A 13,719-nucleotide genomic window follows, 5' to 3' on the forward strand; every position below is an offset into this window, starting at 1 on the left:
CGCCATCGACCTCAACGCGCCACCACCTTGGCCAGTTGCCGGGCCACGTAGGCCAGGCAGGCGGCGGTCAGGGCCAGCCCGATCACCGCGGTGATCGCCCAATCCCCCCAGCCCAGCGGGTCGCCCCGCAGCACGCGGTTCATCAGCGTGCTCTGCGCCAGGGCCGGCACCCACAGGTGCCAGGGACGCTCGCCGTCCTGGTCGATCATGCTCATCATCGGCAGCAGGGACACCCCCAGCAGCAGCACGCTGGCCCCGGCCTGAGCTTCCTTGAAGGTCTTGCACCGGATGGCGATCGCCATCAGCAGGGCCGACAGGCTGGCCGCCAGCGGCAGCAGCACCGCCAGGAAGGTCAGGGCCTCGGGCCAGCCATACTGGAAGTTGGCCGCCAGCGTCTCGCTGCGCAGCAGCCACTGCCCCGACAGGAAGCTCAGACTGGACAGCAGCGCGATCAGCATGGCCACCGCGGCCACCGCGCCCCACTTGCCCACCACCAGCCCCATCCGCGTCGCAGGGGTGGTCAGCAGCGGCTCCAGCGAGCCGCGCTCGCGCTCGCCCGCCGTCGTGTCCAGTGCGGCGTTGAGCGCGCCGTAGAGCACCGCCATCAGCACGAAGAAGGGCAGCATGCCGGTCAGGCGCATGGCCCGCGCCGCCGGGCTGCCCAGGTCGCGTCCCTGCACATCCACCGCCTGCAGCAGGGCCGGCGACACGCCGCGCACCAGCAGCCGCAACACCGCCTGTTCGCGGCTGAAGCCCTGCAACAGGTTCAGGATGCGCTGCTGCCCGCTGTCAGCGCGCTGGTTGCTCGACGAACTCACCACCTCCACCGTGGGCACCTCGCCCTGGTGCAGGTCGGCCTCGAAGTCCTTGGGCACCACCACCACCGGATCGCCCAGCCGGTTCTGCGCCAGCTGCTGCTCGTAGTCGGCCGGGGCCTCGCGCACGGTGTAGGTCTGGCGCTCCAGGTAATTGCGCAGCGTGGGCGCCTGGGCGATGCCCTGCACCACCACCTCGCGCGCCTCGGCCTGCTTTTCCACTCGGGCCACCAGGGTGGAGATCAGCATCAGCACCAGTGGCCCCATGGCCACCGCGCTGAGCAGCACGGTCATCAGGGTGCGGCGGTCGCGCAGCGCGTCCGCCAGCTCCTTGCGGAACACGGTCCAGGCGCCGGTCATCGTGCCCCCTCCCCGCCCGCAGCGGCGGCCCGCTCGGCATCGTCAAAGGCCAGGCTCACGAAGGCCTCCTCGAAATCGCTCCGACCGGTGCGGGCCAGCAGCTCGGGCACCGTGCCCTGGGCCACCGTGGTGCCCCGGGCGATCACCACCACGTGGTCGCACAGCCGCTCCACCTCCTGCATGATGTGGGTGGAGAAGACGATGCACTTGCCCTCATCGTCGCGCAGCCGGCGCAGGGCCTCGCGCAGCGCGCGGGTGGCCAGCACGTCCAGGCCGTTGGTGGGTTCGTCCAGGATGATGTTGGGCGGGTTGTGCACCAGGGCCCGGGCCAGCGCGGTCTTCATGCGCTCGCCCTGGCTGAAACCCTCGGTACGGCGGTCCAACAGCGGGACCATGTCCAGCACCCGGGCCAGGTGCTCCGCACGGGCCACCGCCTCCGCAGCGCGCATGCCCTGCAGGCGGCCGTGGTAGACGATGTTCTCGCGCGCGGTCAGGCGCGGGTACAAGCCACGCGCATCCGAGAGCACCCCCAGGCGCGCCAGCGCGGCCTGCGGTTCGCGTGCCACCTCCAGCCCGTCCACCCGGGCCTGGCCGGCGTCAGGGGCCAACAGTGCCGCCACCATGCGCAGCGTGGTGGTCTTGCCCGCACCATTGGGGCCCAGCAGGCCGGTGATGGCGCCATCGGCCGCCTTCCAGCTCACGGCCCGCACCGCGGGCACCACCTTGCGCTGCCGGCCGCTGCCGGCGACAAAGGTCTTGCTCAGTCCGGCCACCTCGATCATCGGGCACCTCCCTGGGAGGCCGACGCGGCCGTCGGTGGCATCAAGGGCAGCAGCGCGGGTGGCCGCGGCATCTTGGCGGCACAGGCAGCATCGGCCCCCACCTCGGCCAGGGCCTTGCCATCGTCGGGCTCGTCCAGGAAGCGGAACACCACGTCGCGCATGCAGCCCAGGCTCATCACGCCGTGGCCGCTGTGCGGCACCACGATGTGGACGGCCTTCGGCCCCAGGGCCTTGGCCACCCGCTCGGCATGCACCGGCGGGGTGGCCGGATCCACCGCGCCGGACAGCAGCAGCACCGGCGAGGGCGCCCGCGGCACCGTGTAGAAGGCCGCCGGCAGCTCGCCGCGCGGCCAGTCCCGGCAGCTGTCGCGGTACAGGCGCTCCTGAAAATCACCGAAATCGGTCAACGCAGATGCGCTGCCGGGCTTCATGCGGGGCACGTCCTCGGCACAGACCACCGAGAAGTGCATGCCGGTGGCCAGGCCCAGGCCGCGCCCGCCGCCCATGGCCCCCATGCCCAGCCCGACCAGGGCCTCGAAGCGCCCCTGGCTGGCCTGCAGCACCGCCAGAGGCAGGGCCGCCGCCGTGACCGGCGCATAGAGCGGCGGCAGCACCAGGCTGGCCAGCATCGCCCGGGTGAGGGTGAAAGTCTCGGGCTGGCCGGTGAAGGGATGGGCCACCGTGACCTTGCGCGGCAGGCTGGCTTGCAGGGCCTGCCACTGGGGCCGGGCATTCGGATAGGCGGCCCGGCAGCTGGCATCCTGGGCACAGTCGTCGAACACCGCCTCCAGCGCCGCCTGGGCGCCGGTGGCAAAGCTCTGCGGCAGCACCATGTCGGCCGGGGCCACGCCGTCCAGCACCATGCGGCGCACAGAGGCTGGGAACTGGCGCTGGTATTCCAACGCGGCCCGCGTGCCGTAGGAGCCGCCCACCACGTTCCAGCGCGCCACGCCCAGGGCCTGGCGCACGGCGTCCAGGTCGGCCATCGCGATCGGCGTGGTGAACTGACGCAGGTCACCGTAGGGCAGCTTCTGCAGGCGCTCGCGACAGGCCTGCAGCGCGCGCTGCTCGCCGGCCGGGTCCATGCTTTCGGCCAGCGTGCGGGTGGGCTTCTCGTCGTCGCAGCGCAGGGGTGCGCTCTGCCCGGTGCCGCGTTGATCGACCAGGATCACGTCGCGCCGGTTGAGCTCGCGCGTCATCAGCTGCGACACGGGCCCAGCCAGCGAGATGGCACTCTGCCCCGGCCCCCCGGCGATGAAGACCACCGGATCCGGCAGGCGCCGGCGGGCGATGGCCGGCAGCACCGCCACATGCAGGTCGATCTGCACGCCCTGGGGCCGAGACGGATCCAGCGGGCGGCGCAGCACGCCGCAGCGGGCGTCGACCTCGACGTCCTTCAGCCGGCAGGTGTGCAGCTGCAGGGTCGGCGCCGATGGCGTCGCCTGGGCCATGGCCGGCCCCACGGCACTGGCCAGCAGGCCGCTCCACAACACCCCCCGCACCCAACGGGCGGACGTCCTGAGCGCCGTCCCGCGGCGAACCCTCGGCAATGTCAGCATGCGGGCGATTCTCGCCAGCTTTGGGCCGCCGCCCACCCCGCAAACCGGGGGTTCGATACAGACTGTCGCAGTTCGGCCTCCGCCCCCCGGATTCACCCCTTGAACAGGCCGTCGCAGGTCGCCTTCTGGCCATCGGCCGCCGGTAGCTTGGCGCACACCGGCGCCAGCTGGGCCTGCAGACGACCGATCACCGCCTGGTGGTGGCCCTGGCTGCTCCACTTGGCCAGCTGGCTGCCCACCTTCTGCAGCGAACGCGCGCTGCGCTCGTAGAAGGCGCCGTCCTGGGCACTGGCCTCGGCCAGCACCTTGCCCGCAGTCTTCTCGATGCTGCCTTCGTCCTGCGGGGCCAGCTCCACCAGGGCGCTGACGTAATTGGCGCCCCACTGCAGGCGGGTGGCCGGGCCGACGCTCTTGTCCCAGGCCTGGCCGTACCAGCGCAGCGCGCCGGGCTTGTCACCCAGGCGGCGGGCGTTGCCGCCCAGCTGGCTCATCAGGTAGTAGGGGGAGTGGCTCTTGGCCAGGTTGGCCTCCAGCAGGGCATTGCTGTCCTGCCACAGCCCGGCGCTGGCCAGGGTGTGGGCCGCGCCGGTGATGACCGCCTGGCGCTCGAAGCCATCGGTGATCTCGCGGTCCATGCGCCCGGCCAGGGTCTTGACCTCCTGCACCAGCGGCTTGGGCAGCTTGGGATGCAGGCTGTCCTCGGGTTGGTCCAGGCGGGCCAGGTCCACGCGGGCCGACAGGGCCGAGAACTGGTCCCCGCGCGAGAGCGTGGCATCGCCCTGCAGGCGGGCCAGCGCCGCATCGGTGGCCTGCACCAGCGCGGTCTGCGCCGGGCCGGCCTTGGGCGCCAGCGCGCGCGCGATGTCGGGCGCGTAGTTCACCAGCACATCCATCTGACGGCGGCTGGCGGCGGCGTCGGCCAGCAGCTGGCGCACCCGCGGCTCGGTGGCCGCACCGCCGGGCACCGGCTGGCCGGGCTCGGTGGCGGCCAGCGCCTTGAGCAGCAGGCGGGTGGCCGAATCGGCCTCGGCCGGCGGGCAGGCTGCGGCCAACCGGCCCAGCAGGGCGGCACGCTCGGCGGCCGGCACCAGCTGCGCCTCGTCGGTGTCCCAGGAGTAGAAGGCCAGCGTGCGCCATTCGTTGGCGTTCACCGCCTTGCCGCTGCGGGCATCGGCCAGCACGGCCTTGATGGGGCGACCGCCGGCCAGGCCCTGCTGCAGCAGGTTCATCACCTGGGTCGGCTCGGCCTCGCCCGGCAGGCGGGTGATCTCCTGGCCCTGCGGGCTGAACAGGATCAGCGTCGGGTAGCCGCGCACCTTGAAGTGGGCGCCCAGCTTCTGCGCGCCCGGGGCATCACCGTCGATGTGCACCGCCACGAAGCTGCGCGAACGCTCGATGAAGTCCTGCCGGTTGAACAGGGTGGCTTTGAGCTGGTTGCACGGCGGGCACCACTTGGCGCCCCAGTAGACCAGCACCGGCTTGTTCTCGCCCTTGCCCTGGGCAAAGGCGCGGTCGATGTCGGCCTGGGCCGAGGCTTCCAGCCAGGCCACGCTGGACGTGGCCGGCGGGTTGGCCGCCTGGGCCGGCAGGCCGGGCAGCCCCAGGCTGGCGGCAAGAACGCCCGCGGCCATGAGGCCACGCAGGCCGGGACGCACGGTGGGAAGCGGGTGGCGCAGGGAATTCAGAGGCCGGTTGGGCACGACGCACTCCAGGTCGAAGGTGCCTGGAGCGGCCGGGGCTCGTGGCCCGGGGCGCCCGGCGGCACCGGGCTGTCAGAAAAGGTCAGCCGCCGATTTTGCGCGATGATCGACCCGCCGCCACCGGCTCCCCCCAATCCCGTGACGAAGACGCTGTATCTCACCCCGCGCCTGCAGGTGCGCGAGCTCGCCCCCGGCGACGAGCCCCTGCTGCTGACGCTGCACGGCGACCCGGCCGTGGCGCGCTGGATGGGCGACGGCACGCCGCTGACACCCGAGATGTGCCTGGCTTGGGTGCGGGTCTCGATGCACAACTACGCCAACCAAGGCTACGGCTACTGCGCGGTGTTCGAGCGGGCCGGCGGGGAATTCGTGGGCGGCTGCGGGCTGATCCATCCGCCGGGCGAGCCGCGCCGGCCGGTGGAGATCATCTACGCCCTGCGCCCGCCCTTCTGGGGCCGCGGCTATGCCCGTGAGATGGTGAGCGCCATGCTGGCCTGGGGCGCGCGGGAGCGTGGGCTGCGCCAGGTCTGGGCCACGGCCATGCCCGACAACCAGGCCTCGGCCCGGGTGCTGGCCGCCGCGGGCCTGCGCTGGCAGCACACCCGGCCCGACAGCGACGGCGAGCCCACCGCCACCTGGCTGTGGGAAGCACCAGATCGGGCGCCCGGTCAGGCGCCTTCCGCATCCGGGGGCCTGGCCGGCGACTCCTCGCTCAGCGCGGTCTGAGCCTCGTCTTCGAAGCGCCGGGCATCCGCGCGGGCCAGGGCCATCCACAGCGCCAGCGGCAGCACAAAGGGCCGCCGGGGTGCCGGGCGCAGCACCTCCAGCGCGCCGAAGGTGCCCGGTTGACCGGCCAGCGGATGGGCCTGCATCACGCCATAGGCCTCGGGAATCTCCTCGGCCCGGCCGATGCCGGCCGCCAGCACATACCAGCACTGGCTGGCCACGGCGGCGTAGGCCGCGCCCTTGGCCGGCTTCTTGAGGTCGGACAGCAGGTCGGCCCGCGACACCTTGATCTCGTGCGCCACCGGCTCCACCCAGTCCTCGCGCGTGGTGTGGCGGATGGAATAGACATCGGGCATGGCCTGGACCCAACGCACCGCCGCCTGCGCCGGCCCGGGCACCGTCTCGGCGTCGCACACCGACGGCACCGCGGGCAGCGGCAGCTCAGGCACCTCGGCCGCCACCGGCGCCCGCAGGCTCAGGCCCTGCCAGACGATGCGGCCGGCCCGGTGCATCTCCAGCGCGACCCGGGCCACCAGGCCCTCGTGGGCGCTGCGCGCGCTGCGGTGGCCCTGCGCGTCATGGGTCATCAGGCGCAGGCCGGCCTCGGTCAGACGCAGGGTGTCGCGGCCCTGCGGGTCGGTCTCGCGAGTCAGCAGGCCGGCCACCAGCAGCTCGGCCTCCAACAGGTCGTGGCAGGGCCAGCCCGCCGAACGCCACAGCGCCCGCAGACGGCGGCGGTGGGCCACGCCCAGCCGGGGTGGCAGAGGCACATCGGACATGGGCGCGATGCTACGCCGGGCGACAGGGCGCCAGGGCCTCGGCCAGGCACTCCAGCAGCGCCCGGGTCTTGGCCGGCATCAGGCGCCGACCGGGGAACACGGCCCACAGCGATTCGGGCGGCAGCTGCCACCCGGGCAGCAGGCGCACCAGGCGCCCCGCCTCCACCAGCGGCCGGGCCAGCAGCTCGGCGGTGGCCGTCACGCCCAGGCCGGCCGCCGCCATCTCCAGCAGCAGGGCCGGCAGATTGGCCTGGGTGCTGCGCGCCGGCAGACCGCTCCAGACCTCCTGCCCGCCATCGGCGTCCTGCCGGGACAGCGCCCAGGGCTTGGCGGCCCGCCCAGGCATGCCCAGCAACAGGCCGTGCGGCAGGTCGCTCTCCACCCCGGGCTCCAGCAGCTGGCGCGGGTGGGTCCAGCCGCGTGCGTGGTCGGCCGCCCAGCTGGGGGCGGCATAGAGCCCGCCTTCGAAGGTGGCCAGGCGACGGGCGCCGAGCGTGGCGTCGTCGGCCAGCACCCCGCCGCGCACGGCCAGGTCATAGTTCTCGGCCACCAGGTCGACCCGGCGGGACGACAGGTCCAGCTCCAGACTCACCCGGGGGTGCGCCCGGGCAAAGCCTGCCAGGGCCGGGGCCAGCACGCCCACCGCCAGGTCGGCCGGCATGGACACCCGCAGCAGCCCGCTGGGCTCGGCCCGCCGATGCTCGGCCAGGGCCAACGTGGCATCGGTCTGGGCCACCACCTCGCGGGCGTGTTCCAGCACCGCGGCGCCGAAGTCGGTGATCGTCAGGCGCCGGGTGGTGCGGCGCATCAGGCGCTCGCCCAGGCGTTCTTCCAGCGCCGAGAGCCGCCGCGACAAGGTGGATTTGGGCCAGCCCAGCTGGGTGGCCGCGAGGGTGAAGCTGCCGCACTCCGCCACCCGGGCGAAGAGCAGCAGATCGGTGGGATCGAGCCAGGGAGCGTCAGCCATGGCGGCAATTGTTCCACCTGTGGAATAAATAAACCCATCAAACCGGATTTATCGCCCATCAAGCCACCAATACAGTGAAGCCATCGACAACACCCACGTCCCACCGAGGCCCCCCATGAAACTCCTGCAGATCAACGGCAGCGCCCGCCGCGTCGAACAAGGCGCCCTCTCCACCCTGCTGGCCAACGAGCTCAGCGTCGCCCTGCTGGCTGCCCGGCCGGGCAGCCGTGCCACCGTGCGCGACCTGGCGCTGCAGCCCCACCCGGCCCTGGACGAGGCCGCCCTGGGCGCCCTCTTCACCCCGCCCGAGCAGCGCAGCCCCGAACAGGCCGCCCGCGTCACACTGGACGATCTGGCCATCGAGGACATCCAGTCGGCCGACACCGTGGTGCTGGGCGTGCCGATGTACAACTTCGGCATCTCCAGCCAGCTCAAGAACTGGATCGACGCCATCGCCCGGGCCCGGGTCACCTTCCGCTACACCGAGCAGGGCCCCGAGGGCCTGCTGACCGGCAAGACGGTGTACGCGGTGCTGACCCGCGGCGGCATCCACCGCGACCAGCCCAGCGACACCATCGTGCCCTACCTGCGCGCCGCCCTGGGTTTCCTGGGCATGACCGACATCCGCTTCATCTACGCCGAGGGCCTGGCCCTGGGCCCGGACGCCCAGGCCCGCGCCCTGGCCGAGGCCCGCGCCGAGATCACCCGTCTGGCCGCCGAGGCCACCGCGCGCTGAGCCCACCGCCTTCCCGCAGAATCACCGTCCACCGGAGAGACACCATGAGCACCCCGATCCCCCCCAGCACCGTCCTGCAACCCCGCGCCATCGAGCGCCTGGTCACCGGCGTGGCCACCCAGGATGGCGCCGGCGTCAAGCTCACCCGCGTGCTCACGCACGAGCTGCAGCGCCGCCTGGACCCCTTCCTGATGCTGGACGCCTTCGGCTCGGACGAGGCCGACGACTACATCGCCGGCTTCCCCAACCACCCGCACCGCGGCTTCGAGACAGTGACCTACATGATCGCCGGACGCATGCGCCACCGCGACTCGGCCGGCCACGAGGGCCTGCTGGAGAACGGCGGCGTGCAATGGATGACCGCCGGCCGCGGCCTGATCCACAGCGAGCTGCCGGAGCAGGAAGAAGGCCGCATGGAGGGCTTCCAGCTCTGGCTGAACCTGCCGGCCAAGGACAAGATGATCCCGGCCTGGTACCGCGACATCCCGACTCAGGCCATTCCCGAATGGCAGGGCGAAGGCGTGACCGCGCGGGTGATCGCCGGGCGCACGCATGGCGTGACGGGGGCGATCGAGCGCGAGCACACCGAGCCGCTGTACCTGGACCTGCACCTGGCGCCGGGCGCCACGTTCAGCCAGACACTGGATCCGGTGTTCAACGCCTTCGTCTACCCCTACCGGGGCCGCGTGGTGCTGGGCGCCGAAGCGCGCGAGGTGGCCGCCGGCCGCATGGCCATCCTGGCCAACACCGCGGGCAGCGACGGCATCACCTTGCACAACCCGGGGCCGGACGAGGCGCGGGTGCTGCTCATCGCCGGCCGGCCGCTGGGCGAGCCCATCGCCCAGTACGGCCCCTTCGTGATGAACACGCAGGAAGAGATCTTCCAGGCGGTGGAGGACTTCCGCGCCGGCAAGATGGGTTGATCGTCCCGCCTCGCGACATGAAAAAGGCCACCCGAGGGTGGCCTTTGGTCCTGGGGCGACGGCGGGGCCGCGGCCCCGCAGCGCCATGCTTCAGGCGCGAACGTTGCTGAAGTAGTAGGTCTGCAGAATGCCGTCCGTGCCCGCGGCCGACTTGTCCAGCAGGATCACGTCGTACACCCCCTGAGCCACCAGCGACTGGTCGGACAGCGAGAAGATCTGACCCGCATTCAACGAGCTCACCGTGACCACCGACGAGCTGCTGGCGGCGCGGTTGACGTAGCTGGAAGCCGAACGGTAGGCCTGGTTCGACACGATGTCGGTCAGGTCCACGGTCAGGGTCAGCGAATCGGACGACAGCGCCTGCGAGGCGTGCATCAGGCGCATCTTGTACTTGGTGCTCGAGGTCGACAGACGGTTGTCGTCGGTGATGACCACCGGCGTCGCGTCGGCCGCCGAGGCCCCCGACACCACCACGGTCACGTCGGAACCGGCTGTGGCCGCCCAGGTGGCGGACGGGGTGGCCACGCCATCCACGGTGGCCTGGATGGTCAGGGTGCCGGCGCTCACATCCACCTGAGTGTAGCCGATGACCGCGGGCGAGGCGTTGCCGCTGGTCAGCGTGACGTCACCCACCGTGGCAGTCACGCGGCCCCCACTGGGCATGGCGCAGACCAGACGCACGCGGGCCATGGTGGTGTTCAGCGCGGTCACGTCGCCCTTCTGCTTCATCAGCAGGGCATTGACCAGCACGCCACCGATGGTCGGGGTCACGATCAGGGTGTAGACGCCCTTGCTGCTGACGGTGACGTTGGAGACGTCCAGCAGCACGGTCGAGGTGTCGCCTTCGGCCGTGACACGCAGGCGATAGGTGCCGGAATCCACCGTGCCGAAGCTGGTGCTCTTGCCACCGCCCACCGACGAAGCCACGGCAGTGGCCGAGTCCAGGTCATCGTCCTCGGCCGTCAGGTACACGTCCACGGTGCCGGCGTCCGTCGCGGTGTTCAGCACCCGGAAATACATCGAGCCACTGTCGGCGTCGTCCTGGTCCTCGGTGACGATGACCGACTTCAGCGAACCGTTCCAACCGTAGGCGATGATGGAATAGGTGGTGTCGGTGTCGTAGGTGCGCGAGGTCGTGATCAGCTGGGTCGAGGAACCATTGACCGACAGCGCCGTGTCGAAGCTGCCCTTGTCGACCGACGCATACCCGCTGGCCGCGCCGTAGGCGACGTTGCTGACCTTCAGGTTGTCATCGACGTAAAGATCCAGGGCGCTGTAACCCGGGCTGGCGTTGACCAGGCGCACCTGGGCGCTGCCGCTGTTGTTGCCGCCGCATGCGGTCAGCACGCCACTCACCGGGAGGCCGGCCATCAGGCCAAGCAGGGTTCTTTTCTTCATTCGAAGGTCCAGTCTCTGACAGACAAATTGATTCAGGGGCTCGCTCGGGCGGGAGATTGTGAGGCGGCCTTCATTGCTGGCCTGTTGCCATCTGCAAGTCGCCGGTGAACCGGCCGCCCACCCAGGCCCGGCCCCACCTGTGGCGCACATGATAGTCGCAAGCCCGGACGCCCTTCCAGCGCAGTCCATGCCGCGGCGGACATCCCCCACAGATCCTCCGGCCGCGGCAAAGTTCACACCCGCGCCTGCGGGCCGCGCGCCGCAACCCTTCAGTTTCCGGCACAGTGTGTCCATGCCTTCGGGAGAAGGCCCGGCTTGTCGGCCGGACACCGCCGCACAGGAGCCTGACCATGCTGATCTCGCCCGTTCCCGCCACACCGGTCGCCCCGGTACAACCCAGCCGTCCCAGCCCGATGCCCGTGCAGGGCGTGGCGTCGGTCGAACCCGTTTCGCCGGTGGCCGACGCCAACGAGCAGCTCAGCCGCGAATTGGACGAGGCCCTGCATGCCATGGACAGCCTGCGCGGCCAGCTGGCCGCCAGCCAGGCCCGGCTGAGCGCGGCGTCGCGTTCGGTGGCCCAACAGGCCCGGCAGGCCGCCCCCACACCCACCGACGCCAGCGACACCAGCGACACCGATCCCGGCACCAGCAGCAGCGGTCGCTATGTCGCGCAAAGCGCGCTGAACCAGGCCCGACAGGCCCAGCACAGCGCGCTGTCGATCAGCGCCTGAGCCCGTCCGGCACCGGCACGCCGCGTCACCAGATGCGGATGCGGTCCTGCGGCGCCTTGTACATCTTGTCGCCCGGCTTCACGCCGAAGGCCTCCTCGAAACCATCGTGGTTCATCACCGTGCCATTGGCGCGGAATTCCGGCGGCGAGTGCGGGTCGGCCGTCAGCAGGCGCAGCTGCAACTCGTCGCGGTACTTGGAACGCCAGGCATGGGCGAAGCTGTAGAAGAAGCGCTGCTCGCCGGTCAGGCCGTTGATCACGGGTGGCGTGGCACCCTGGAGTGACAGCTTCCAGGCCTTGAAGGCGATCTGCAGCCCCGACAGGTCGGCGATGTTCTCGCCCAGGGTCAGCTGACCGTTGACCTTGTGGCCCGGCAGCGGCTCGTAGCCGGCGAACTGGGCCACCAATCGCTTGCCCAGGGCGTCGAAGGCCTTGGCGTCTTCCGGCGTCCACCAGTTGTCCAGCTTGCCATCGCCGTCGTACTGCGCGCCTTGGTCGTCGAAGCCGTGGCTGATCTCGTGGCCGATGATGGCGCCGATGGCGCCGTAGTTGGCCGCGTCGTCGGCCGCCATGTCGAAGAAGGGCGGCTCCAGGATGGCGGCCGGGAAGACGATCTCGTTCATCGCCGGGTTGTAATAGGCGTTGACCGTCTGCGGAGACATCAGCCACTCGCTGCGGTCCACCGGCTGGCCGAGCTTGGCCGCCACACGCTTGAACTCGAAGCGACCGGCCCGCTCGGCGTTGCCCACCGGGTCGCCGTCCTTGACGGTCAGCCCGCTGTAGTTGCGCCACTTGTCGGGATAGCCGATCTTGGTGGCGTACTTGGACAGCTTTTCGCGGGCCTTCACCTTGGTGGCCGGGCTCATCCAGCCCAGGCCATCGATCGACTCGCCGTAGGCCTTGAGCAGATTGGCCACCAGCACCTGCATGCGGGCCTTGTGGTCAGCCGGGAAGTAGCGGGTCACGTACTGCTGGCCGACCGCCTCGCCCAACGCGCCGTCCAGCGCATCGATGCCCTGCTGCCAGCGCGGCTTGGGCTGCTCGCTGCCCGACAGCGCCTTGCCATGGAAAGCGAAATGGGCGTCGCGCCAGGGCTTGGCCAGCAGGTTCGCGTTGGCGTCCATCACGCGAGCCCGGAAATAGAGCTTCCAGGTGGCCACCGGCACCTCGTGCACGGCCTTGGCCACCGCCTGGGCGTAGTCAGGCTGGGACATGTTGAGCCGGGCCAGCGCGGGCATCTCGGCCGCGCCGAAGAAGGCCTGCCAGTCCATGCCGGGGGCCTTGGCCGCCAGTTGGGCCCGGGTCATCGGGTTCCAGGTCTTCTGGGCGTCGCGGTTGGCCACCTCGGTCCACTGGGCCTTGGCCAGGCGGGTCTCGAACGTCAACACATCGCGGGCCGAGCGGGCCGCGTGCTTGCGGTCGCCGTCCAGGCGGAACAGCGTCTGCAGGTAGGACAGGTAGGCCGCGCGGGCCTTGGCCATGCGCGGATCCTTGGACAGGTAGTACTCGCGGTTGGGCAGGCCCAGACCGCCCTGCCAGGTCAGCGGCAGGTTCATCGTCGGGGCCTTCTGGTCGGGCTGCACGTCCAGCGCCAGCGGCAGCGACAGCACGCCCTGCATCTGACCCAGGTAGCGGGTCACATCGGCCGGCTTGCGCAGCTGCTGCACCTGCGCGAGCAGGGGCTGCAGCGGGGCCTTGCCGGCCTTGTCCATGGCCGCCTCGTCGGTGAAGGCCCGGAAGTAGGCGGCAATCTTCTGCTCGTTGCTGCCGTCCTTGTACCGGCCCTTGGACAGTTCCTCCACCAGGGTGTGCACCCGCTCGTCGGCCCGGTCGGACATGATCGAGAAGTTGCCGTAGGCCGCCTTGTCGGCCGGGATGGGCGTGTCCTTCATCCAGCCGCCATTGGCGGCGCGGAAGAGGTCGTCCTGCGGACGGACCAAGAGATCCTCGCCACTGCGGTCGAAGGTGAACGCGGCAGCGGCTGTGGAGGCCGCCGCAGCGGGCGCGGCCGCCACCGGGCTGCCGGCAGTGGGCGCCGCGGCGCCTGCGGAGGTGTTGGGCGTGGTGCAGGCCGGCAGGGTGCACAGGGCCAGCACGGCCAGGGAAAGAGAGGACAGCTTCAGCACGGATCGCTTCCTGAACGGGTCGGTTCCTGAAGACCCGGCCCGCGCTCTTGACGCTCCCGCCGGGTCGGCGAAAGGGTCAGACTACCATGCAGAAGCGAAGTTCAAACCCCGTGGCTTC

The 13,719-nt window shown here is 71.1% G+C and carries 12 protein-coding genes; 4 read left to right on the plus strand and 8 right to left on the minus strand.

The features are described 5' to 3' along the window. Positions 1-11 precede the first annotated feature (11 nt). From M0L44_RS18240 to M0L44_RS18255, 4 genes are all read right to left on the minus strand, one after another. A complete protein-coding gene (locus tag M0L44_RS18240) occupies positions 12-1,175 on the minus strand; it encodes an ABC transporter permease (protein WP_252771353.1) in 1,164 nt (387 codons plus the stop codon). Next, entirely contained in the window at positions 1,172-1,957 is a 786-nt protein-coding gene (locus M0L44_RS18245; RefSeq protein WP_252771355.1) for an ABC transporter ATP-binding protein, read from the minus strand. The genes M0L44_RS18240 and M0L44_RS18245 overlap by 4 nt, the downstream gene beginning before the upstream one ends. After that, positions 1,954-3,516 carry an alpha/beta fold hydrolase gene (locus tag M0L44_RS18250; RefSeq protein WP_252771362.1) on the minus strand — a complete coding sequence of 521 codons (1,563 nt, stop codon included), beginning with the start codon at positions 3,514-3,516 and terminating at the stop codon, positions 1,954-1,956. Before M0L44_RS18250 ends, M0L44_RS18245 begins: the two co-directional genes overlap by 4 nt. Positions 3,517-3,608: 92 nt before the next feature. Further along, complete coding sequence (locus tag M0L44_RS18255; protein WP_252771364.1) at positions 3,609-5,216, minus strand: thioredoxin family protein; 1,608 nt, start codon at positions 5,214-5,216, stop codon at positions 3,609-3,611. A gap of 138 nt (positions 5,217-5,354) precedes the next feature. On the opposite strand from M0L44_RS18255, the gene M0L44_RS18260 reads away from it, so the two are divergent. Further along, positions 5,355-5,942: a GNAT family N-acetyltransferase gene (locus tag M0L44_RS18260; RefSeq protein WP_252771367.1), complete on the plus strand. Its 588-nt coding sequence runs from the start codon at positions 5,355-5,357 to the stop codon at positions 5,940-5,942. Here M0L44_RS18260 and M0L44_RS18265 read toward each other — a convergent pair. Both M0L44_RS18265 and M0L44_RS18270 read right to left on the minus strand, forming a co-directional pair. Further along, positions 5,885-6,721: a hypothetical protein gene (locus M0L44_RS18265; protein WP_252771368.1), complete on the minus strand. Its 837-nt coding sequence runs from the start codon at positions 6,719-6,721 to the stop codon at positions 5,885-5,887. The two genes, M0L44_RS18260 and M0L44_RS18265, sit on opposite strands and share 58 nt — an antisense overlap. 10 nt (positions 6,722-6,731) lie before the next feature. Continuing rightward, positions 6,732-7,688 (minus strand): LysR family transcriptional regulator, encoded by a 957-nt coding sequence (locus M0L44_RS18270; protein WP_252771370.1) that lies wholly within the window; start codon positions 7,686-7,688, stop codon positions 6,732-6,734. A gap of 115 nt (positions 7,689-7,803) precedes the next feature. On the opposite strand from M0L44_RS18270, the gene M0L44_RS18275 reads away from it, so the two are divergent. Next, positions 7,804-8,424, plus strand: a complete 621-nt coding sequence (locus M0L44_RS18275) for an FMN-dependent NADH-azoreductase (protein WP_252771372.1) — start codon at positions 7,804-7,806, stop codon at positions 8,422-8,424. Between the two features lie 44 nt (positions 8,425-8,468). Continuing rightward, the gene (locus M0L44_RS18280; RefSeq protein ID WP_252771375.1) at positions 8,469-9,347 is read left to right on the plus strand and encodes a pirin family protein; all 879 of its coding nucleotides are present in this window, start codon (positions 8,469-8,471) and stop codon (positions 9,345-9,347) included. A gap of 90 nt (positions 9,348-9,437) precedes the next feature. Here the strand turns inward: M0L44_RS18280 and M0L44_RS18285 are convergent, their stop codons facing one another. Further along, positions 9,438-10,745, minus strand: a complete 1,308-nt coding sequence (locus M0L44_RS18285; protein WP_252771376.1) for a DUF4397 domain-containing protein — start codon at positions 10,743-10,745, stop codon at positions 9,438-9,440. Positions 10,746-11,095: 350 nt separating this feature from the next. Here M0L44_RS18285 and M0L44_RS18290 point away from each other — a divergent pair, with 350 nt between their 5' ends. Then, complete coding sequence (locus tag M0L44_RS18290; protein ID WP_252771378.1) at positions 11,096-11,476, plus strand: hypothetical protein; 381 nt, start codon at positions 11,096-11,098, stop codon at positions 11,474-11,476. A 25-nt stretch (positions 11,477-11,501) separates the two neighbouring features. Here M0L44_RS18290 and M0L44_RS18295 read toward each other — a convergent pair whose 3' ends face one another. Next, entirely contained in the window at positions 11,502-13,601 is a 2,100-nt protein-coding gene (locus M0L44_RS18295; RefSeq protein WP_252771379.1) for a M13 family metallopeptidase, read from the minus strand. Positions 13,602-13,719: the final 118 nt, after the last annotated feature.

The sequence above is a fragment of the Ideonella oryzae genome (assembly GCF_024055665.1).
GTDB lineage: Bacteria > Pseudomonadota > Gammaproteobacteria > Burkholderiales > Burkholderiaceae_C > Ideonella > Ideonella oryzae.